Below are 18,071 nucleotides of genomic sequence, written 5' to 3'. Positions count from 1 at the left end.
CGGCCCCCAGAGCCCAGAGCTTAGCGAGGCAACCGCCGTTCAGCGATGGAGCTGCCGCTGAACGATGGATCTGTCCGTCGGGCGGTCTGTCCGCCGTGGCAGGCATGCTGGGGGCATGAAGGTTCACGACGTTGCCTCCCAGAACCGCCGGATCAGCCGCGCCGAACAGCCAGCCGAACAGCCGGAAGACGCCCCGGCGATCCCCGAGGCCCTGCGCGAGGACCCCGAAGACGCCTTCCGCGACCTCGCTCTTCACCCCGAGCAGCCGACGCCCCGCGGAGAGAACCTCTACCCGTCTGCGTGCGCGGCGTGAGCCCGCTGCTCCCGCTGCGCATGGTCCGAGAGCATCACCTCGCCCCGGCCGACAGGTCCGCGTGGCCCGCGACCCTGGCACCCGTGCGCCAGCTGCTGGACGAGGGGCTCGAGCTAGGGCAGGTCACGGTGCTGACCGGGGACAACGGAGCCGGCAAGTCGACGCTCGTGGAGGCGATCGCCGGCGCTTACGGACTGAACCCCGAAGGCGGCGGGACCGGGGCGATGCACGCCACCCGCGCCACGGAATCACCGCTCGGCGAGCACCTGCAACTGGTGCGCGGCGCGGGCGCCTCGAAGTCCGGCTTCTTCCTGCGCGCCGAGACCATGCACTCGCTGTTCACTTACTACGAGGAGATCGGGGTGGGCGGGATGATGCACGAGCGCAGCCACGGTGAATCGTTCCTCGAGCTGGTCGCCGAGCGCTCCCGCATCCGCGGCCTCTGGATGCTCGACGAGCCCGAATCCGCACTGTCGCTGCCCGGCTGCCTGGCCCTGCTGGGGCTCTTGCGAGAGCTGGTCGACAACGGCTCCCAGATCATCCTGTCGACCCACTCCCCGGTGCTCGCCGCGCTGCCGGGCGCGGAGCTGTATGAGGTGGGGGAGTGGGGCCTGCGCCGCACCGACTACGACGACCTCGTCCTGGTGCGCACTTGGCGCAGCTTCCTCGACGCACCGCAGCGCTTTCTCCGATACCTGGACTGAGCGGTTCAGGGCTGCAGCCGGTGCCGCTCCCAGGTGCCGTCGGCCGCTGCGGTGTAGAGGATCCGGTCATGGACGCGGTGCGGGCGACCCTGCCAGAACTCCAGCGTCCGCGGGCGCACGCGCAGCCCGCCCCAGAACGGCGGCCGCGGCACCGGCCCGTCCGCGAACCGATCCTCGGCCGCGGCGTACTGCGCCTCCAGCCCCTCGCGCGAGGCGATGGACCGCGACTGATGGGAAGCCCAGGCCCCCAGCTGGGAGCCGCGCGGACGCAGCGCCCAGTACGCATCGGACTCCGCCGCAGAGACCTCCTCCACGGCGCCCTCGATGCGCACCTGCCGCTGCAGCGGATACCAGGGCAGCAGCAGCGCGGCCTGCGGCGTGGCCCGGGCCTCGCGGCCCTTGTCCGAGTCCAGGTTCGTGTACATCACGAAGCCGTCTGCGTCGTGCGCCTTCAGCAGCACGGTGCGCGAGCGCGGCCGGGGTATGCCATCGGCATCGAGCGCCACGGTGGAGAGCACCACGGCCGACGGCTCCGGCAGATCCCCGTGCTCCTCCCGGCGGGCGAAGGCCTCCGCCAGCCAGAGATCGAACAGGGCCAGCGGATCAGACGGGGCATCATCCGGCAGCGATCCGGCGAGATAGTCGGTGCGCTCGCCGGCGAGCCGGGGGAGGCCAGCACGGTCTGTCATCGGAGTCTCCTGTCCCTCGGTGGTCTTCCCCGCCCGCACCAGGCTCGCGGGGACAGCGGGCCGCGTGGAAGCGGTGGCGCCGACGACCAGCGGGGTGGACGTCCTCGTCCTGGGGCTGATCCTAGAGCGCGTGCGGACTTCATGCGCTGTGCTGTCCTGCGCTGTGCTGTCCTGCGCCGTGCTGTCCTGCGCCGTGCTGTGCGGACACTGACCAGAGTGGCTGCTGATCTGACCGGCTGCTGATCAGCTCGGCATCGCGGGGTCGCCCTCGGCGATGGCGCGCAGCGCGGCCAGATGCCCGGCGAGGGCGGCATGGCCCTTCACGGTGAGCGAGACCCAGGTCAGCCGACGGGCATCATTCCGTACCGGAGAGAACTCCTTGCGCAGCTTCACCAGCTCCGCGTCGGCCAGCAGCTTGAGGTTCTTCGAGAGGTTCGCGTCCTTCAGCTGCAGGGTGTCGCGCAGCACTGAGAACTCGACCTCACTCATCGGGCGCAGCAACCCGCAGATCCGCAACCTCACCGGAGCGTGGATGAGCTCATGGAATTCTGGTGCGGGTTCCTGCCCTGCACGGGGAGCGGAAGCCCTGCTCATCGCTGCGTGGAGTGGTGGGAGGGGGTGGAGATCTCGGAGCGCAGCACCGCGTCGTACCGGCGCCCCAGCCACACCGTCGCGACGAAGCCGAGCACCGCAGGCACCAGCACCCACCACGGGGAGAGGCCGGCGATCTTCATCAGCACCCCGGATGCCATCAGCACGACCAGCGTTCCCAGGAGCAGCAGCATCATGCGCCGGCTGCGGGGGCCGGCGGGCTCGGACATCCAGACCTTGTACCGGCTGGTGTAGGCCTTGATCAGGAAGGGGATCCAGATGATGACCATCACGATCATCGACATGGAGGCGACCGAGGGCAGTGATTGGGCGATGATCGCCGCCGCGACCATCCCGCCGAGGATGGGGTGGTACCACCACGGCGTGACCAGGCGCGCGGCGAGCTGCGACGCGTCCGTGTCCATGGCGGCCAGCCTGGCGCGAGCCTCCGCGGCGGAGGGTGCGTCCTCGGGCCCGCCCTGCGCGATGTCGTTTTCCATGTTGGAAACTCTATGAGTCACTTCACTGTTCGTCAAGTGACTGAGGGTGGTGTCCGACCGTGCTCGGACTGCGGAGGCTCTCAGACTGTCGCGAGATCCCCGCGGCCACGACGCGGACGGTGATGGACTCCGGGCTCGCGCAGCAGGGAGGAGAACAGGCCCCGACGGCCCCGGCGCGTCATCACGGAGCGAGACTCCGGCGGGGAGGGGAGCGCCGCGAGCTCGAAGGTGCTGGGATCCTGGCCGCGCGCGGCGGCGCGAGCCTTCGCGGCGCGCACCTGCTGCAGCGACTCGAGCTCACCCCAGGTGGCCGGCAGCGGCCGGTAGTCGATGAGGTGGTCTTCGGTGGTGGCACGGGTGCGGCTGGTGGAGATGGTTGCGTTTCTCATGCCTCCACTGTGCGGCGCGGCGCACCGCCGCCGCGTCCTCCGGGAAGCGCGAGGGCGTCATCCCGTGGGTGGATCCTGAGAGGGTCGCTCGGGACAGTCATCCACACTCCGGGCTGACGGGCTGACGCGGGACCTCCGTCCCGCTTGCGTGATCGCAGGAGCCTGCTAGTGTTCCTCTCCGAACCACTGTGTTCACCGGATTGTCATCCCCCGTCCTTGACGGAGGAGCAAGACCTGGGACCTGCTCGTGCGCTCCAGCGCACCCGGCGGGGCCCGGGTCTTTTTTGTTGCCCGGAACCTGCCGCCCGCAGGTCCACCGACCCCAGGAAGACCGACCCAGGAAGGATGCGACGACGCATCATGAGCACCTCCTCACCAGGGACCACGTCGATCGCCGAGGACATCGTCCGCGGCGTCGGCGGGCCAGAGAACATCGAGAGCCTCACCCACTGCGCGACCCGACTGCGCTTCCAGCTCCATGACGGTGAGAAGGTGGACCGGGAGAGCCTGGACGCGCTCTCCGGCGTGATGGGCACCGTGCCCCAGTCCGGCGATCGCTTCCAGGTCGTCATCGGCGGCGCCGTCGCCGGGGTCCACTCCCAGATCATGAACCTCCCCTCGATGGCCGACGGCGGCACGCCCGTCGCCCAGTCCGACGCCGAGGTCAAAGCCGCGATCCGTTCCAAGGCGAGGGGGAAGTGGTCCTGGCTCGACAGCTTCTTCGAGTACCTCTCGGACTCCTTCCGTCCGCTGATGGGCGTGCTGCTGGGTGCTTCGCTGATCATCGCGATCGCCTCGGTGCTCGACGCCCTGGGCATGGTCGACTTCCGCGCTGAGGACAAGTCCTCGACCTGGGTGTTCGTCGATGCGATGTGGCGTTCGGTGCTGTACTTCCTGCCGATCATGGTGGCCTTCAACGCCGCGAAGAAGCTGCAGATCGACGGCTGGGTCGGCGCTGCGGTGATGGCCGCGGTGATGACCCCGGACTACATGGGCCTGCTCGACGGCACCACCCCGGGTGTCACCTGCACCACCAATGAGCTGCTGGGCACCCAGCAGTGCATCGCCCAGGTGTTCGGTCTGCCGATGCAGCTGAACGACTACGGCGGCCAGGTGTTCGTGCCGCTGCTGATGGTCGCGCTGCTGGCACTGGTCTACAAGGGCCTGCAGAAGGTCTTCCCGCCCAACGTGCAGCTGGTGTTCGTGCCCTTCCTCGCGATGCTGGTGATGATCCCGGTGACCGCCTTCCTGATCGGCCCCCTCGGCATCTGGGCCGGCAACGGCCTCGGCGCGGGCCTGGCCTGGCTGAACGGCAACGCACCGCTGGTCTTCGCGATCTTCATCCCGCTGCTGTACCCGTTCCTGGTGCCGTTGGGCCTGCACTGGCCGCTGAACGCGCTCATGCTGCAGAACATCAACTCCCTGGGCTATGACTTCATCCAGGGCCCCATGGGCGCCTGGAACTTCGCCTGCTTCGGCGCCACCGCCGGCGTGCTGCTGCTCTCGATCCGCCACCGCGAGGCCGAGATGCGCCAGACCGCCACCGGCGCGCTCGCCGCGGGCCTCTTCGGCGGCATCTCCGAACCGTCGCTGTACGGCATCCACCTGCGCTTCAAGCGGATCTACCCGCGCATGCTCGTGGGCTGCCTCGCCGGCGGTCTGACCGTGGGCCTGCTCGGCGGAGTGAACACCTCCGTCTTCGCCTTCACCTCGCTGCTGACCATCCCCGTCTTCGACCCGATGCTCACCTACGTCATCGCGATCGTCATCGCCTTCGTGGTCGCCATGGTCCTGGTCTTCTTCTCCGACTACCGGACCGCCGAGCAGCGCGCCGAGGCGAATGCCCAGCGTGACGCCGCTGAAGCCGCCGCCGCGCCCGCCGCGGCAGAGGCCGTCGCACCCGCCGCGGAGCGCGAGCTCGCGACGGTCGGTGCACCCGCTGCCACCGGCGTCGCTGCCGCTCCCGGCGCTGCTTCGACTGGCGCTGCCGCGTCGGGCGCTGCTGGTCCCGGTGCTGCGCCGTCCAGTGCTGCGACGTCCGGTGCCGCCGCGAACGGTGCCGCCGTGCCCGGAGCCGGCGACGTAGTCCTCACCGCCCCCGTGGCCGGACGCCTGGTGCCGATCGGTGAAGTCTCCGACCCGGTGTTCGCCTCGAAGGCCCTGGGAGAGGGCGTCGGCATCATCCCTGTCGACGGGCGCATCCTCGCCCCGGCGGACGGCCTGCTGGCCACCGTCGCCACCACCGGTCACGCCTTCGGGCTGCTGGCCGACGGCGGCGCAGAGGTGCTGGTCCACGTCGGCATCGACACCGTGAAGATGGACGGTGAGGGCTTCGACGTCCGCGTCGAGCAGGGGCAGCGGGTGCGGGCCGGCGACCTGCTGGCCGTGGTCGACCTCGAGGCGATCCGCGCCGCAGGATACGACTCGATCACCCTGCTGACCGTCCCGAACACCTCGACCTTTGCCGCGGTCGAACCCGCACCTGCGGCCGACGTCGTGGCCGGGGACACGGTGGTAGTGGCTCGCCGCTGAGCCGCTGGTCCGGTGCGCGTATCCTCCTGTTGAGGGTGCGCGCACCGTGGCAGCCGACCGCTGCCTGGCAGGAGGTGCACGTGCTCTCGACGACGAGGGCCGAGAAGAGAGGTGCTGTGCCGATGAAGGTGCTGAGGGTCCTCAACAACAACGTCGTGCTCTCCCGCGACGAGATCGGCCAGGGCGTCATCCTCACCGGGCGCGGCATCGGCTTCCGCGCGCAGCCCGGCCAGCAGGTCGACCCCGAGAAGATCGTGCAGATCTTCGTCCCGGCCGACGGGCGGGATCCCGACCACCTCGCCGAGGCGTTCGCGATGATCGACCAGGAGATCCTGCGGGCCGTCGTCATCGCGCTGCGCGAGACCGGCATCGAGGATCGCGAATCCCACCGCCCTACGCTCGCCATCGCCGTGGCCGATCACGTCTCCGGCGCCCTTGAGCGTCTGCACCAGGGGATCGAGATCGAGTACCCGTTGCAGGCCGAGGTCCAGACCCTCTATGCCGAGGAGTACGACAGGGCCCGCCGGCTGCTCGTCGAGGTCAACCGTCAGGTGGATCCGAAGCTGCCCGAGCATGAGGCGACAGCTCTCGCGCTGCACCTGGTCAACGCCGGGTTCGCGACGGGTGACCTGTCCTTCACCTACACCATGACCGGGGTCATCCAGCAGATGCTGGCGATCGTGGGGGAGCGGTTCGGGATCGTGGTGGATCGCCACTCGATGGCCGCCGCCCGCTTCATCACCCATGTGCGCTATATGTTCGTGCGCATCCAGCAGCATCGTCAGCTCGACGGTGAGCAGTCCCTGATCAGCCGCACCATCTGCGAGGCCTATCCCGAGGCGACACGCACCGCCGAGCAGCTCGCGGTGATCGTGCGGCTGCGGATGGGCGATGCCCTCTCCTACGACGAGATCGCCTACCTCGCGCTGCATGTGGCCCGGATGACCATGGAGGTCGAGGCCGCCACGACGGCGGTCAGCACGGTGGACAGCGGGGTCGGCATCACAGCCAGCAGCGGAGCTGGCGGCGCGGCCGACAACGCAGGCAGCGGCGCAGCTGGCAGCGCGGCCGACAACGCAGGCAGCAGCGCAGCCGCCAGGGAAGCCGATAGGGGAACCGACAGCGGAGCTTAGGCGCCGTCCGCGAAGGTCGGCGACCCCGCGGGCCGCCCGTGTTCCGGCTCCGCCGCCAGGGCCCAGCTCACCTCGATCAGGTGCTCCGGCTCGTGCAGATCCGCGCCGGTCAGCTCCTGGAATCGCTTCAACCGGTAGCGCAGCGTGTTCACATGCACCGGGATCGACGCGGCGGCGCGTGGGATGTTCAGTCCATGCGCCAGGTAGGCGCGCACCGTCTCCTGCAGCAGCTGCCCGAACGCACCCTCGGCGCGCAGCGGCTCGAGGTGGCGGCGCCGCAGCAGCTCGGTGGCCTCGGGGCTGGCCGTGATCCCCATCCGCCAGGAGAGCGTCCCGAGGTCGGCGAGGCCCCGGTGGCCGACCCGTGCCGCGGCCGTCTGCACACGGCTTGCCGCGACGAAGGACTCCGGCAGTCGAGCGAGAGGGCCGGGTGGGCCCAGCGCGAGGGACAGGCCCTCGGGGTCGACGCCGACGGCGGGCTCGCCGAGCACTAGGCCGACCTCGCCCATGCCGTGCGGAGTGCTCAGGACCTCCACCCCGGCGCGCGCCGCCCAGTCCTGGAGCCGGTGGGCGGTGTCGGCAGCGTCGGACCGGTCCTCGTTCTCCGGCTGACCATTCTCCAGCTGCCAGTTCTCCATCTGTCGGGCGGAGGGAGCCGCGATGAGCGCACGTGCGGGCGCCTCGCCGGGAACGCCGTAGGCGGCGGCGCCGCTGAGCAGCTCGGTGCGCGGCAGGCCGGTCATCACCGCCTCGATCAGCCAGCGGGAGCGGCGGCCGGAGTCGGCGACGGCCTGGGCGATGCTGCGCTCCTGGTGGCCGATGACGGCGCGGGTGGAGAACGAATCCCCGAGCGACCACAGCAGGGTCGCCACGACCAGCACCTCCTCGGCGGGCAGTCCATGCGCCGGGGCGAGCCGCCGCAGGCGGTCCAGGATCTCCGTCATGCACAGGCGGAAGCCGGCCAGCACGCTGCCCAGCGGCACCCCCTGCCCCATCCGCTCGACGGCGAGCTCCTCCGCCTCGGCGATCTGCTCGGCATCCGGAGAGGCCCCGCGGCGCACGGTGCGGATGCTGAGGTCGATGTTGCGATGGATCGACGCTTCGAGCGAGGCGGAGGGGACCTCGCCGTAGCCGGGCAGGGCCGTACGGATCGCGCTCGAGATCTCCGGCACCAGGGACTCTTCGTGCTCGAGAGCGTCGAGCATCCTGTCCAGGGCCGCGCCGGCGGCGGGCAGAGAGCGGGGATGAGCCATGGGGGCACCCTATCGGCGCCATTGAGGCACCCTATCCGCGCCGTGGAGTCGCCCTTCTCGGCATGCTGGCCGGTCGGCTGACTTCCCTCCAGGTATGTGCAACCCGTAGTATCAGGAACATCAGGTAGCGTGCATCCCGCCGCACCCGCCGGCAAACCGCCCCCAGACATCGTCGTCGAAGGAGAACCCTCGTGCCCGAGGCCGTCATCGTCGCCACCGCCCGCTCCCCCATCGGTCGCGCCCGCAAAGGGTCGCTGAAGGACATCCGCCCCGACGACCTCGTCGGCCAGATGATCCAGGCTGCGCTCGACCAGGTTCCGCAGCTCGACCCCACCACGATCGACGACCTGCAGCTGGGCTGCGCGATCCCCGAGGGCCAGCAGGGCGGGAACCTCGCCCGCACCGTCGCGGTCCGCCTCGGCCTGGACACCGTGCCCGGCGCGACGGTTACCCGCTTCTGTGCCTCCTCGATCCAGACCACCCGCGCGGCCTTCCACGCGATCGCCTCCGGCGAGGCCCGCGTGGTGATCTCCGCGGGCGTCGAGTCGATCTCCTCGAGCTCCGGCAAGCTGATGGACGAGGACGCCCGCGACCCCCTGTTCCGTGACGCCTGGGAGCGCACCGAGAAGCGCGCCACCCGAGAGATCCCCGCCCCCTGGCACGACCCGCGCGAGGACGGCGAGCTGCCCGACGCCTACATCGCCATGGGGCAGACCGCCGAGAACGTCGCCGAGCTGCGCGGCATCTCCCGCGCCGCCCAGGACGAGTACGCCGTGCGCTCCCAGAACCGCGCCGAGGCCGCGATCGCCTCCGGCTTCTACGCACGGGACATCACGCCGGTCACCCTGCCCGACGGCACCGTGGTCAGCGCGGACGACTCTCCGCGCGCCTGTGTCACGCTCGAGGCCGTCGGCGGGCTGGACCCCGTCTTCCGCCCGGGCGGAACCGTCACCGCCGGCAACTGCTGCCCGCTGAACGACGGCGCCGCAGCGCTGATCGTCATGGAGGCGGAGTACGCGAAGGAGCTGGGCATCACCCCGCTCGCCCGCGTGGTCGCCACCGGCGTCTCCGGCCTCAGCCCCGAGATCATGGGCCTCGGACCGGTGGAGGCGACCCGCAGAGCGCTCGCACTCGCCGAGCTGACCATCGACGACATCGACCTGGTCGAGTTCAACGAGGCCTTCGCCGCGCAGGTGCTGCCCGCCGCCGAGGACCTCGGCATCGACCACGAGAAGCTCAACGTCCACGGCGGGGCGATCGCGCTCGGCCACCCCTGGGGCTCCACCGGCGCCCGCATGACCACCACCCTGCTCCACGGCCTGCAGGAGCGCGAGGGCCGCTACGGCCTGGCGACCCTGTGCGTCGGCGGCGGCCAGGGCATGGCCCTCATCATCGAGAGGATGAACTGATGACCAGCAACGACTCCCACGCCCAGCCCGCTCCGCAGCAGTCCGGGTGGAACGCCCCAGTGCCCGGCCACATCTCCCCCGGGGGCAACCCCGGCGGCTCCGACGACGCCCGACGGGACAGCGTGGTCACCGACCGCGCCGTCGTCTCCGCACCGGATGCCACGGCCGCCACCCCGGCCGACCTGCTGCCCGCCGCGGCGGACCATTACGCGCTCTTCCAGGACGTCGCCGGCGAGGATCTCCGGGCCTGGGCGGATGCCCGCTCGCTCGCCGCCGAAGTGCTTCCGCAGATCAACGACTGGTGGGACCGCGGAGAGTACCCGATCGAGCTGATCGCCCGACTCGGTGAGCTCGACCTGCTCACCGACGGCCTCGACGTGCCCGGCCACCGCACCCTCTCCCCTCTCGCCACAGGCCTGGTGAACATGGAGCTCTCCCGCATCGACGGGAGCGTCGGCACCATGGTGGGCGTCCAGGGCGGGCTTGCACTGCGCTCGATCATGCTGCTGGGCTCCGAGGAGCAGAAGCAGCGCTGGGCCGAGCCGCTCGCCACCGGCGCGGAGCACGCCGCCTTCGCCCTCACCGAGCCTGATCACGGCTCCGACTCCGTCTCACTCGAGACGGTCGCCCGCCGCGACGGGGAGCAGTGGGTGCTCTCCGGGCAGAAGCGCTGGATCGGCAACGGTGCGGGCTGCCACCTCTCCGTGGTCTGGGCGCGCGTGGATGACGAATCGCAGCCGGAGCTGCACGGCCAGGTCAGCGGGTTCCTCGTGGACCAGTCGCTGCCCGGCTACGAGGCCGAGGTGATCCGCGGCAAGGTCGCCCTGCGCGCCATCCACCAGGCCCACATCACCATGACGGACGTGCGGATCGCGCTGGATCAGCGCCTGCCCGGGGCCCGTTCCTTCAAGGACACCTCGAAGGTCCTGTTCGCCACCCGCGCCGGGGTCGCCTGGGGCGCGCTCGGCCATGCCGTGGCCTGCTACGAGGCCGCCCTCGAGCATGCCCAGAAGCGCATCCAGTTCGGCCGACCGCTGGCGAAGGCGCAGCACGTCCAGGTGCGGCTGGCGTCGATGCTGCAGACCCTCACCTCGATGCAGCTGCACTGCGTACGGCTCGCCGAGCTCGAGGCTGCCGGGAGGATCCGTCCCGAGCAGGCCTCGCTCGCGAAGGTGCACAACACCCGCGCCGCGCGCGAGATCGCCTCGGACGCCCGCGACATGCTGGGCGGATCAGGGATCCTGCTCGAGAACCGCGTGGTCCGCCATCGCAGCGACATCGAGGCCCTGCACACCTATGAGGGCACCGACACGATGCAGTCACTCATCGTGGGCCGGTCGATCACGGGGGTCAGCGCCTTCGCGTGAGTCGCTCCTCCCGCCGGAAACGACTGTCGGGACAAGCGCAGATGCAGAGGCAGATGCAGATGCGGTGACGGGCCGGGCTCCGCGTCCGGCCCGTCACAGCGCGCGCAGCACCGTCGCGAGATCCTCGGTGACGTCGCCGGGGCACACCCGGTGCGTCCAGAGCGCTGCCGGCTCGCCCGCCCGGATGATCCGCATCTCGCCGGTGGGGTCCCCGCAGCCGATGCTGCGCCGCTCCAGGTGCACCTCGTTGACCGCGGTGAGCACGGTGCCGGTCTGAGCCCAGCTGAGCAGCACTCCCTCGGCCGCCTGCTCGACGTCCACCTCGGCGCCCCAGCCCTCCGGGGTGTTCGTCGCCGTCAGCAGCATCCCCTCGCCGCCCCAGCCCCGATCCAGGGAGTACCTCTCCGGCGGGGTGGCCTCGTCGGCGCCCTGGAGGGACTCGTCCCAGGGGCGGATCTCCACGGTCCACTGCTGCCATGGCCGGGCGAGGTGCTCATCGATCCGGCCCACTGCCTCGCGGGCCTCGTCCGACAGCGCGGCCAAGGGTGTCTCTCCCTGGCAGTTCTGCATCGTGGAGCGGTGCGTGATCGAGCCTGAGATCTCGACGATGTCGCTGCCGATGTCCGTGCAGGCGTCGCGGTCCGAGTCGGGGACCGTCGGCTCCCACTCGAGATACGCCTCGGCGGCCTGTTCGACGCGGGCGCGCTGCTCGGGCTCGAGCTCGGTCTCGACCTCGAAGAGCACGGAGTCGTCCGGCAGTTCGAAGCGCAGCACCACCCGATCGCGGTGGATCTCGACGACCTCGTCCCCGAAATCACCCTCCATCGCCATCTGGTGCGAGGTGTAGGTGATGACATCGTCGTGCGTGAGATCGATGCTGTCTGCCGCTGACCCACCGCCGCCTCCACCGCCGCCGCTGCCGGGGAATCCCGGAAGCGGCGGCAGGGTGCAGGCGCTCAGCACCATGGCGAGCCCGCCCAGCAGGGCGAGGCCCCGTGCCACCTGTGACGTCCTCATGCGGTGCCTCCTCGGCCCGGCGCTCCGAGCGCGCTTCCGGTGGATTCATGCAGGTCGATGCCCGAGCACCTGGAGTCATCATAGGGAGATGGCGGACGAATCGGACAGCAGGTCGGCAGGTCGGCAGGCAGCACGGCAGACGGGAGCGGCTCGACCGGAGACCCGCCGGGCACAGCCCTCCCACCAGCTCCGTCAACGTCATCAGAAACGGTCGCTGACGTACGCCGCAGAGCTCCGACTGCTCGCTCAGGGAATCATCCCGGAGGATGAGCGCGGTCTCGAGTGCTCCAGGGGAGGAGTTCCTGCTCCTGCCCCTCGACGTCGAACACGGTGCCTGGAAGTTGTCGGACCCCGTGGAGCCACCACTCGTGCGCATCGTGGTGCGCGGCGCTGGCGGAGAGGTTGTCGCACCGCTGGACCCCACCCAGGTCCCGGGGAGCTGCCTCGTGCGGGTGGTCGCCGATCCTGCCCCGGAGGACGCGGTGCTCGAGGTGATCCAGTGGGGGAAGGCCCGGCGCCTCAGCCTGATCGACGGGTTCTCAGTGCTGGCGCTGTCGGCCCGGGACTTGCCGATGAACCGCTCCTTCGGCTGGGCGGGGGACGGAGAACAGCTGCTCCGGCTCGAGATCGATGCCTTCCACTGGTTCTCGCGTCGCGAGGGCGGCGCCGAGCGCCTGCAGCGGGGAATGCGGGTCGTCCTTGGACCTCGGACCCAGCACCCTGCGCCCAGCGCGAGATCGGCTCAGCGGTCCGGCCGGGAGTCCTCGTCCCACCCGGTCTGAGGGCTCTCGCAGGTCTCCCGGAAGACGAACTGGGAGGGCAGCTTCCGTTCGCGGCTGGACCAGTCGATCGCCGGGCGGCGCGATGTCTCGGGCAGGTAGCCGAGGCGGTAGACCGCCATCAGCTCGAGCTCGTCCGGGACCCGCAGGAGCTCGACGATCCCGCGCCAGTTCTCCGGCACCTCCATCGGGAAGGAGACGAACTGGATGCCCATTCCGAGCTGGGTGGTGGTCAGCCAGAGGTTCTCCATCGCCGCGCCCATGCTGAACACCGAGTAGAAGCCGGACAGCGCCTCGGGGCGATACTCCCCGCGCTCGAGCATCACCCCGATCAGCAGCGGCGACCCCGCCACCAGCTTCCGGTTCTCCTCGCCGAGCTTGCGCGGCACCCGCAGCCGATTCATCAGCTTCTGCCCCGAGCTGGTGAACACCTGGCTCGTGAAGGGGCGCAGCAGCGCCGGGAGACGGTCGAACAGCATGCCGCTGCGCGTCTCGTCCATCTCCTGCTGGGAGAAGCGGAAGTACTTGCGGTAGCGATGGAAGAATGTGCCCTCGCCCATCACCTGCGTCATGCTCTCGCCGCTGATCCGGGCGATCTCGCCGATCGTGTCCGGATCCTCGATCAGCACGAATCGCCACGGCTGGCTGTTGAACTGGGAGGGGGCCGCGGCCGCGGCGCGGATCAGCAGCTGCTGATGCTCGGGGCTGACGGGGTCGGGCCGGAACGGTCCATTGGTGGTGCGGCGGTTGAAGACGGCATCGAGGAATTCCATCATCATCTCCGTGTCAGAAGCAGGGCGGCGGCGAAGCAGGGGGCGGCGAGGGCGGCGGTCGGCGCATGGCGGGCCAGCGGACGTGACCCCCGGCGCTGCAGCAGCACGAGAGGGATCACCGCCGCGCCCAGGGCGACGGCCGACGGGTCGCGGCGGACCGTGCCGAGAGCGAGGGCCAGGCCCGTGGTGGAGGCGGTGGCGATGAAGAGCCCGTGGTGAATCCATCGCGCTCCCGAGGTGTCGACCAGGCCCGACGCGACGCTCAGCCCCAGCGCGGCATTGGCGGCGTAGCAGGTGCCGGCGATGCTCACCGCCGTGCGGACGATGCTCATGGGCGAGCCTCCTGGAGAGGTGGGGTGGTGGTGACGGGGACCCGCGGCGAGCTCAGCGGCTCCCGAGAGGCAGCATTCGCGCGAGGGCCTCCAGCCACGGTCCCAGCTCCCAGCCCTGCGCCGCGACCCAGTCATCGTCGAAGTAGGTGTCGGTGTACCGATCGCCGGGATCGCACAGCAGCGTCAGCACCGAGCCGGACTCCCCACGCTCACGCATCTGCCCGATCAGCTGCGCGGCTGCCACCAGGTTCGTGCCGGTCGATGCGCCGACGCGCCGCCCCAGATGCTCGGAGAGATACCGCGCCGCAGCGACCGACGCCGCATCGGGCACCCGGATCATCCGGTCCACCACCCCGGGCACGAAGCTCGGCTCGACCTGCGGGCGGCCGATCCCCTCGATCCGGGAACCGCGGTCCGTGGTGACCGTCGGATCCTGCTGCACCCACCCCTCGAAGAACGCGGAGTTCTCCACGTCTGCCACGCACAGCGAGGTGGGCAGACTGCGATACCGCAGCAGGCGGCCGAAGGTCGCGCTGGTGCCGCCGGTCCCGGCGCCCACCACGATCCAGCGCGGCACCGGATGGGGTTCGAGCTCCAGCTGCGCGAACGCGCTGACGGCGATCGAGTTGTTCCCGCGCCAGTCGGTGGCCCGCTCCGCGTGGGTGAACTGATCCATGAAAAGCCCGCCCTGCTCATCGGCCAGCCGCTGCGCCTCCCGGCTCATCGACTCCGCGCTCGCGACCACATGGCAGTGGCCGCCGGCGGCTTCGATCAGTGCGATCTTGCGGGTGCTGGTGCCGCGGGGGATCACCGCGATGAAGGGGATGTCCAACATCCGCGCCACATGCGCCTCGCTCACCGCCGTCGAGCCGGAGGACGCCTCGATCACCGGCATCCCGGGCCGCAGCTGCCCGTTGACCAGCGCGAACAGGAACAGCGAGCGGGCCAGGCGATGCTTCAGACTGCCCGAGGCGTGGGTCGACTCGTCCTTGAGGTAGAGCTGGATGTCCCATTCGGCGGGCAGGTCCACGGTCACCAGGTGGGTGTCGGCGCTGCGACGCCCGTCGGCCTCGAGCCGACGGATCCGCTCCGCCACCCATGCCCGCAGTGAATCATCGCTGCGATCCACATCCTCGAGGTGCTGCGGCCACGTCGCTGTGTCATCCATGCGATGACGGTAGCCCGTGCCGAGTCCTACTTGGTGCGCCGTGCAGGCTTCGGTGCGGCCTGCGCGGTGAGCTCGGCGTCCTCGAGCCGGAACACGACGTAGAAGACCGTGCCCAGCAGCAGCGAGAGGAGCACGATCACGCTCAGCGGGGTGGATTCCGGCAACAGCACGTGGAACAGGAGCGGCCCACCGGCCATCCAGCCGCTGAGCAGAGAACGGGGCCCGCCGATGGCAGGGAGGGAGGAGCCGCGGCCGTGGTGCCGGATCTGGGTACGGGCAACGATGATGGTGCCGATCGCCAGGATCAGGACCCCCAGCCCCAGCCCCAGGTCGCTCAGGGGCGAGGGGTAGCCCCCGAGCATCCCGTAGGTCCCGACGGTGTAGAGCGCGGCGCCGAGCAGGTGGGTTGCCCAGGACACGCGTTGTGCCGGGTGGGTTGGGTGGCCGGTCTGCGTGCTCGTCGTGGTGGGTGCTTCGGTATGCATCGTGCCCTCCTCGTTGCTCCCGCCACCGTACGGGCCTTGTGGCCAGCTGTCATGGAGTGCGCACGGCACCAAAGGTGAGCCGGCGCCGCAGCGCGAAGCCGAGCCTCTCGTAGCCGGTGATCGCTGCGGTGTTCTCGGCGGAGGCATGCAGCAGCGCGCGGTCTCCGCGCTCCTGGATGCGGAAGGCGACGTCGAGCACCAGGCGGGAGGCGAGTCCCTGGCGGCGGTGCGCCTCGTCCACGGCAACAGCGCTGATCTCGGTCCAGCCCTCGGGGTGCAGGCGCTCGCCGGCCATCGCGATCAAGCGGCCCTCGCGGCGGATGCCCACGTAACGGCCCAGCTCGTGGGTGCGCGGTGCGAACGGTCCGGGTCGTGTGCGCTCGACCAGTGCGAGCATGTCGGCGCTGTCCTCCTCGCCCAGCTCGATGGCCTCCTCATCAGGTCGCGGCGCGAGGCGGTCGGTCTGGACCAGCTGCACGCCGGGGATGGAGAACACCGGTGTCCACCCTGCGGGCAGCAGCGGATCGGCATGGGAGACGCTCACGGCCGCGCCATGGCCGAACACCTCGAGGATCGCGTCCCAGGCGTCCGGATGCTCCCAGTCGCGCACTCCCACGAACGGTGAGACGTCGCCCGGATAGCGCAGCACGTGCTCGTTCCCCTCCGCGAGGTGGCGGTGGTGGCCGGTCAGCGAGGACCAGGCAGGGTTGTCCAGCACTGCGTGCTCCGCAGCGGGAGTGCTCGAGCCGGCGGTGCTCGAGCCGGGGGCGGGAGCAGCGTCCGTTGGCGCCTTCGGGCGTGCATCGATGTGCAGCGGCTCGGGGGCGGGGGAGTCCTGGAGCATCATGCGAGGTCCTCGTGCTGGGGAGGGTCGGCAGGGCCGACGGGTGACGCGGACACGCTACTCCCGACGGAGCCTCGGCATCCGATAGCGTGAACCCGTCCGCCGTGCCTCGGCGACCCCCTCTCCAGGAAGGACCGCGGCCGTCACGGGCCGCACCGCGTCATGACTCAGCCTCCCCAGCCCCCTTCGCCCTCCGACGCTCAGGGGCCCTCCGACGCTCAGGGATCGCAGCACCCCGGAGGCGCCTCGCAGCACCACGGAGGCGCCTCGCAGCACCCCGGAGGCGCGCCGACGCCCGGCCCCGGTCAGAACTCTGGTCCCGGCCAGCAGCCGGGGGGCCAGCAGTGGCAGCCCGTGCCCGGCCAGGACCCCCAGCAGAGCCAGCAGGGCCAGAACGGCCAGTCCGGCACCGCCGCTCCCGGCCAGCTCCCGGTCATGCCCCAGCAGGGTGCGGCAGGCGGGAAGTCCGGGCTCGGCAAGGGCCCGATCCTCGCGATGGTGGGCTGTGGCCTCCTGGTGCTGGTGCTGGTGCTCTCGCTCGTCGGGTTCTTCGGCGTCCGCGTGCTGATGGGCAGCGGCGATGATGAGCAGCCCACCTCCTCGCAGGAGGAGTCCCCGGCCGAGGAGGGGTCCACCGCGCCGGAGGAGACCACCGACCCCGAGGAAGAGACCTCGGAGCCCGTGGAGGGCGCGACCACCGAGCCCGAGGAGACCACCGAGCCCACCGAGGAGGCGGCGCCCGTCGGCGAGGCCAACGCAGTGCCCAAGGGCACCGTCGTCACCCTCGAGGACCCCAACGATTTCGCCGGCTCGATGGACATCGTCATCGGCGACGTGAACTGGGATGCCACCGAATGGGTGAGCGAGCAGAACAGCCACAACCCGCAGCCCACGGACCAGGGCAAATACATCATGGTCCAGGCCGAGATGACCTACCACGGACCGGACACGTTCAACTCCTTCGCGTTCGGTCCGATCGACTACGTCGCGGCCGACGGCACTCCCTATGAGGATGCCGGCGTCGTCACCCCGGATACCACCAGCAAGCTGGCACTGCAGGATGGTGAGTCCGGCACCATGCACTTCGTGTTCATGACGCCGGCCGACCTTCCCGAAGGCGGTCACTTCGTCGTCGCCGGCTCGCTCCCCCTGGATGAGGTGCTCGTCGAAGGGCAGTGGGTCGAGGCCGCCTGAGCCCCGAAGCCGCCTGATCCCGGGGCGGCGTAAGCCCCGCCCGCGGCAGCTCTCCCGCAGCGCCCCCGTTCACCCATGGTGACCGGGGGCGCTGCGCATGGGATCGGAGGGGTGGTCAGGCGACCAGCGCGTCGATCTGGTCGATCGCCGAGCGAGACCCCTCCTCCACGCCCATGTCGAGCACGGTCTGCAGCCCCTCCCGGCTGGCGAAGGTGGTCACGTAGACCGCCCGGGTGCCGCCGTCCTGGGCGGTGAAGATGCTCACGCAGGTCGAGACCGGCAGCTCGGTGTTCGGCGAGAAGTCGTCATGGGCGAACCCGTCCTCGTAGGTGAAGGAGTCCGGCTCCTGGACCGCGAGCACCTTCCAGTACCCGGGGAAGCGTTCGCCCTCGGGGCCGGTCATGAAATAGGTGACCCGGCCGCCGGGGGTGAGGTTGTGCTCGACCACGGTGGCGGGATACCCCACGGGCCCCCACACCTTCTCGAGCTGACGCGGATCCGCGTAGACCTCCCAGATCCGCTCCACCGGCGCGGCGAACTGCGCGGTGATCGTGAGGGTGAGGTTCTCCAGATCATGGGTGATGTCGGTGACAGGCATG

General features: G+C 70.5%; 20 protein-coding genes. 8 read left to right on the top strand and 12 right to left on the bottom strand.

What is annotated here, in order from left to right:
- Positions 1-115 precede the first annotated feature (115 nt).
- Together ACT3T9_RS05525 and ACT3T9_RS05520 are read left to right on the top strand one after the other, a co-directional pair.
- A complete protein-coding gene (locus tag ACT3T9_RS05525; RefSeq protein WP_441445390.1) occupies positions 116-313 on the top strand; it encodes a hypothetical protein in 198 nt (65 codons plus the stop codon).
- A 20-nt stretch (positions 314-333) separates the two neighbouring features.
- The gene (locus ACT3T9_RS05520; RefSeq protein WP_441445407.1) at positions 334-1,017 is read left to right on the top strand and encodes an ATP-binding cassette domain-containing protein; all 684 of its coding nucleotides are present in this window, start codon (positions 334-336) and stop codon (positions 1,015-1,017) included.
- 5 nt (positions 1,018-1,022) lie between these two features.
- Here ACT3T9_RS05520 and pdxH read toward each other — a convergent pair whose 3' ends face one another.
- From pdxH to ACT3T9_RS05500, 4 genes are all read right to left on the bottom strand, one after another.
- The gene (gene pdxH, locus ACT3T9_RS05515; protein WP_444592011.1) at positions 1,023-1,706 is read right to left on the bottom strand and encodes a pyridoxamine 5'-phosphate oxidase; all 684 of its coding nucleotides are present in this window, start codon (positions 1,704-1,706) and stop codon (positions 1,023-1,025) included.
- A 243-nt stretch (positions 1,707-1,949) separates the two neighbouring features.
- Complete coding sequence (locus ACT3T9_RS05510) at positions 1,950-2,300, bottom strand: transcriptional regulator (RefSeq protein WP_441445392.1); 351 nt, start codon at positions 2,298-2,300, stop codon at positions 1,950-1,952.
- Positions 2,297-2,797, bottom strand: coding sequence for a hypothetical protein (locus ACT3T9_RS05505; RefSeq protein ID WP_441445393.1), 501 nt, complete (start codon positions 2,795-2,797; stop codon positions 2,297-2,299). The genes ACT3T9_RS05510 and ACT3T9_RS05505 overlap by 4 nt, the downstream gene beginning before the upstream one ends.
- Positions 2,798-2,877: 80 nt before the next feature.
- Positions 2,878-3,186, bottom strand: a complete 309-nt coding sequence (locus ACT3T9_RS05500) for a hypothetical protein (protein ID WP_441445394.1) — start codon at positions 3,184-3,186, stop codon at positions 2,878-2,880.
- Between the two features lie 360 nt (positions 3,187-3,546).
- On the opposite strand from ACT3T9_RS05500, the gene ACT3T9_RS05495 reads away from it, so the two are divergent.
- Both ACT3T9_RS05495 and ACT3T9_RS05490 read left to right on the top strand, forming a co-directional pair.
- Entirely contained in the window at positions 3,547-5,718 is a 2,172-nt protein-coding gene (locus ACT3T9_RS05495; protein WP_444600747.1) for a glucose PTS transporter subunit IIA, read from the top strand.
- 122 nt (positions 5,719-5,840) lie between these two features.
- The gene (locus ACT3T9_RS05490) at positions 5,841-6,851 is read left to right on the top strand and encodes a PRD domain-containing protein (RefSeq protein WP_441445396.1); all 1,011 of its coding nucleotides are present in this window, start codon (positions 5,841-5,843) and stop codon (positions 6,849-6,851) included.
- Here the strand turns inward: ACT3T9_RS05490 and ACT3T9_RS05485 are convergent.
- The gene (locus ACT3T9_RS05485) at positions 6,848-8,104 is read right to left on the bottom strand and encodes a PucR family transcriptional regulator (protein WP_441445397.1); all 1,257 of its coding nucleotides are present in this window, start codon (positions 8,102-8,104) and stop codon (positions 6,848-6,850) included. The genes ACT3T9_RS05490 and ACT3T9_RS05485 overlap by 4 nt on opposite strands.
- 191 nt (positions 8,105-8,295) lie before the next feature.
- Between ACT3T9_RS05485 and ACT3T9_RS05480 the strand changes: the two genes are divergently transcribed.
- A complete protein-coding gene (locus ACT3T9_RS05480; protein ID WP_441445398.1) occupies positions 8,296-9,513 on the top strand; it encodes an acetyl-CoA C-acetyltransferase in 1,218 nt (405 codons plus the stop codon).
- Positions 9,513-10,880: an acyl-CoA dehydrogenase family protein gene (locus ACT3T9_RS05475; RefSeq protein ID WP_441445399.1), complete on the top strand. Its 1,368-nt coding sequence runs from the start codon at positions 9,513-9,515 to the stop codon at positions 10,878-10,880. The genes ACT3T9_RS05480 and ACT3T9_RS05475 overlap by 1 nt, the downstream gene beginning before the upstream one ends.
- A gap of 93 nt (positions 10,881-10,973) precedes the next feature.
- On the opposite strand, the gene ACT3T9_RS05470 is transcribed toward ACT3T9_RS05475, so the two are convergent.
- A complete protein-coding gene (locus ACT3T9_RS05470) occupies positions 10,974-11,897 on the bottom strand; it encodes a hypothetical protein (RefSeq protein WP_441445400.1) in 924 nt (307 codons plus the stop codon).
- Positions 11,898-12,163: 266 nt separating this feature from the next.
- Between ACT3T9_RS05470 and ACT3T9_RS05465 the strand changes: the two genes are divergently transcribed.
- The gene (locus tag ACT3T9_RS05465) at positions 12,164-12,679 is read left to right on the top strand and encodes a hypothetical protein (RefSeq protein WP_441445401.1); all 516 of its coding nucleotides are present in this window, start codon (positions 12,164-12,166) and stop codon (positions 12,677-12,679) included.
- Here the strand turns inward: ACT3T9_RS05465 and ACT3T9_RS05460 are convergent.
- From ACT3T9_RS05460 to ACT3T9_RS05440, 5 genes are read right to left on the bottom strand one after another with little or no spacing between them, the layout of a single operon-like run.
- Complete coding sequence (locus tag ACT3T9_RS05460) at positions 12,640-13,449, bottom strand: nitroreductase family protein (protein ID WP_441445408.1); 810 nt, start codon at positions 13,447-13,449, stop codon at positions 12,640-12,642. The two genes, ACT3T9_RS05465 and ACT3T9_RS05460, sit on opposite strands and share 40 nt — an antisense overlap.
- A gap of 2 nt (positions 13,450-13,451) precedes the next feature.
- Positions 13,452-13,781: a hypothetical protein gene (locus ACT3T9_RS05455; RefSeq protein ID WP_441445402.1), complete on the bottom strand. Its 330-nt coding sequence runs from the start codon at positions 13,779-13,781 to the stop codon at positions 13,452-13,454.
- 52 nt (positions 13,782-13,833) lie between these two features.
- Positions 13,834-14,949 carry a PLP-dependent cysteine synthase family protein gene (locus ACT3T9_RS05450; protein ID WP_441445403.1) on the bottom strand — a complete coding sequence of 372 codons (1,116 nt, stop codon included), beginning with the start codon at positions 14,947-14,949 and terminating at the stop codon, positions 13,834-13,836.
- Between the two features lie 26 nt (positions 14,950-14,975).
- Positions 14,976-15,434, bottom strand: a complete 459-nt coding sequence (locus tag ACT3T9_RS05445) for a hypothetical protein (RefSeq protein ID WP_441445404.1) — start codon at positions 15,432-15,434, stop codon at positions 14,976-14,978.
- 49 nt (positions 15,435-15,483) lie between these two features.
- Positions 15,484-16,278 (bottom strand): GNAT family N-acetyltransferase, encoded by a 795-nt coding sequence (locus ACT3T9_RS05440; RefSeq protein ID WP_444606156.1) that lies wholly within the window; start codon positions 16,276-16,278, stop codon positions 15,484-15,486.
- A gap of 354 nt (positions 16,279-16,632) precedes the next feature.
- On the opposite strand from ACT3T9_RS05440, the gene ACT3T9_RS05435 reads away from it, so the two are divergent.
- Complete coding sequence (locus ACT3T9_RS05435; protein ID WP_444502156.1) at positions 16,633-17,472, top strand: hypothetical protein; 840 nt, start codon at positions 16,633-16,635, stop codon at positions 17,470-17,472.
- A 115-nt stretch (positions 17,473-17,587) separates the two neighbouring features.
- Here the strand turns inward: ACT3T9_RS05435 and ACT3T9_RS05430 are convergent, their stop codons facing one another.
- Positions 17,588-18,070, bottom strand: coding sequence for an SRPBCC family protein (locus ACT3T9_RS05430; protein ID WP_441444556.1), 483 nt, complete (start codon positions 18,068-18,070; stop codon positions 17,588-17,590).
- Between the last annotated feature and the right edge of the window lies 1 nt (position 18,071).

This window comes from Brachybacterium sp. AOP29-B2-41 (assembly GCF_052378395.1).
GTDB lineage: Bacteria > Actinomycetota > Actinomycetes > Actinomycetales > Dermabacteraceae > Brachybacterium.
The sequence above is the reverse complement of the archived record's forward strand: the minus strand, read 5'-3'. Positions and strand labels throughout refer to the sequence as shown.

Bases quoted from the DNA above. Each gene is read 5' to 3' on its own strand.
- ACT3T9_RS05525 (WP_441445390.1), top strand. From the start codon at position 116: ATGAAGGTTCACGACGTTGCCTCCCAGAACCGCCGGATCAGCCGCGCC.
- ACT3T9_RS05520 (WP_441445407.1), top strand. From the start codon at position 334: ATGGTCCGAGAGCATCACCTCGCCCCGGCCGACAGGTCCGCGTGGCCC.
- pdxH (WP_444592011.1), bottom strand. From the start codon at position 1,706: ATGACAGACCGTGCTGGCCTCCCCCGGCTCGCCGGCGAGCGCACCGAC.
- ACT3T9_RS05510 (WP_441445392.1), bottom strand. From the start codon at position 2,300: ATGAGCAGGGCTTCCGCTCCCCGTGCAGGGCAGGAACCCGCACCAGAA.
- ACT3T9_RS05505 (WP_441445393.1), bottom strand. From the start codon at position 2,797: ATGGAAAACGACATCGCGCAGGGCGGGCCCGAGGACGCACCCTCCGCC.
- ACT3T9_RS05500 (WP_441445394.1), bottom strand. From the start codon at position 3,186: ATGAGAAACGCAACCATCTCCACCAGCCGCACCCGTGCCACCACCGAA.
- ACT3T9_RS05495 (WP_444600747.1), top strand. From the start codon at position 3,547: ATGAGCACCTCCTCACCAGGGACCACGTCGATCGCCGAGGACATCGTC.
- ACT3T9_RS05490 (WP_441445396.1), top strand. From the start codon at position 5,841: ATGAAGGTGCTGAGGGTCCTCAACAACAACGTCGTGCTCTCCCGCGAC.
- ACT3T9_RS05485 (WP_441445397.1), bottom strand. From the start codon at position 8,104: ATGGCTCATCCCCGCTCTCTGCCCGCCGCCGGCGCGGCCCTGGACAGG.
- ACT3T9_RS05475 (WP_441445399.1), top strand. From the start codon at position 9,513: ATGACCAGCAACGACTCCCACGCCCAGCCCGCTCCGCAGCAGTCCGGG.
- ACT3T9_RS05470 (WP_441445400.1), bottom strand. From the start codon at position 11,897: ATGAGGACGTCACAGGTGGCACGGGGCCTCGCCCTGCTGGGCGGGCTC.
- ACT3T9_RS05465 (WP_441445401.1), top strand. From the start codon at position 12,164: ATGAGCGCGGTCTCGAGTGCTCCAGGGGAGGAGTTCCTGCTCCTGCCC.
- ACT3T9_RS05460 (WP_441445408.1), bottom strand. From the start codon at position 13,449: ATGGAATTCCTCGATGCCGTCTTCAACCGCCGCACCACCAATGGACCG.
- ACT3T9_RS05455 (WP_441445402.1), bottom strand. From the start codon at position 13,781: ATGAGCATCGTCCGCACGGCGGTGAGCATCGCCGGCACCTGCTACGCC.
- ACT3T9_RS05450 (WP_441445403.1), bottom strand. From the start codon at position 14,949: ATGGATGACACAGCGACGTGGCCGCAGCACCTCGAGGATGTGGATCGC.
- ACT3T9_RS05445 (WP_441445404.1), bottom strand. From the start codon at position 15,434: ATGCATACCGAAGCACCCACCACGACGAGCACGCAGACCGGCCACCCA.
- ACT3T9_RS05440 (WP_444606156.1), bottom strand. From the start codon at position 16,278: ATGCTCCAGGACTCCCCCGCCCCCGAGCCGCTGCACATCGATGCACGC.
- ACT3T9_RS05430 (WP_441444556.1), bottom strand. From the start codon at position 18,070: ATGCCTGTCACCGACATCACCCATGATCTGGAGAACCTCACCCTCACG.